Origin of the sequence: Okeania sp. SIO2F4 (genome assembly GCF_010672385.1) — a bacterium.
In the GTDB taxonomy this organism is placed as follows: Bacteria; Cyanobacteriota; Cyanobacteriia; order Cyanobacteriales; family Microcoleaceae; genus Trichodesmium.
The window spans coordinates 1-1,348 of the sequence record NZ_JAAHGT010001419.1; the positions used below are offsets into that span (position 1 = coordinate 1).

1 pseudogene is annotated in these 1,348 nt (G+C 53.6%); it reads left to right on the top strand.

Annotation, left to right across the window (positions count from 1 at the left end):
* Positions 1-468 precede the first annotated feature (468 nt).
* Positions 469-1,348: pseudogene (locus F6K22_RS40890) on the top strand (DNA adenine methylase); the annotation flags it as partial.

Consider the following 1,348-nt stretch of genomic DNA (forward strand, 5'->3'; position numbering starts at 1 on the left):
CGAACTGTTCGTTAGGCGCAGGTGATCCGGGGGCTTGAGGAGGCTCAGGCGAGATATTCAGAATTTCAGACATACAGCAACATGGCTCCAGCGACAAGGCGTTCAGGAGTCCACTTTACCGCGAACAAAGGAGAAAAAGCAATGATACCGATAAGCGTCGTGATACTGGCGACGGCAAAACGAGAGCACAGCAAAGGCCGACACTTCACCACCAAGGACATTCAGGAGGAGGTCAAGCACATCCCAAGCGTGGCGAGCACAACCAACGATGCCATCTGGGCTGCTCTGCGGAGAATGGTCAATAGTGGAATGGTAAAAAAGGGAGATCCTGGTTACACCCGTGGCGGTTAGCCGACTCCTTACAGCCTGACCGGAGAAGGAGAGCGACGAGCAGTGCAGGCCATCGAAGAACTGAGGCGACTCATCGCAATCTCGGAATAGAAACCAACAACAACGAAAGGAAAACCGATGAAGACAATCACAGTGACGGGAGACGGACGCAAAGACGCGCTGGCAAAGGCAGTGCAGGATCTCAAGGACGCGGGTTATCGCGTGGTGCTGAATGAGCAGAAGGAAGGTAACGAGACGGCGTACCAGTTACAACTCCAGCCGACCTATCCGGTGGTCAATCCTCCGTTTCGCTGGGTGGGTGGAAAACGAAAGCTCATCCCGCAGCTCCTCGAACAGCTGCCGCCGCAATGGAAGAATGGAGAGTCACCGCAATTGCTGGTCAGCCCATTTTTGGGCGGTGGTGCTTTTGAACTGGCACTTCTGCAACGATGGCAAGGGCTCAATCAGGCATGGCTCTGCGATAGCAATGCACACCTGATCAACTGCTGGCAGGAGATTTACGAAGGCTTGCACCTCTGCATTTCTGGGCAGGGCACGGCGACTACGAAAGGGGAATGCGAAGACAGTTTTGAGCAGGCAAAATACCTATTCAATGGAGCGGGCACAGAGTAATACTACGACTGCAAAACCGCGCAGGCCGAAGACTTCTTGACGCTTCAGGGGCTCAGTCATTCGGGGCTGTGGCGAGTCAACGGGGACGGCAAGTACAACGTCGGAATCGATCACGGCAAAACGTACTTCAAGGCAGACACTTATCGACTGAGAGAGGTCTATAAAGTCCTCCAAGATCACAAAAACATGGTTTTCATTGCTGGCGGTGTTGAGGCTCAGCTGATGGTTTTGTTGCGAAAGATTCTGGATGGACGAGTTGATGGAGGACAAGCGTTTGTCTACCTCGACCCGCCCTATAGCAGCGAGAACGAGTTCACCGGGTATTCATCGGATGGCTGGGGTGATGCTGATGACTCTATGCTGGCAGGGTTGTGCAGATTGCTGA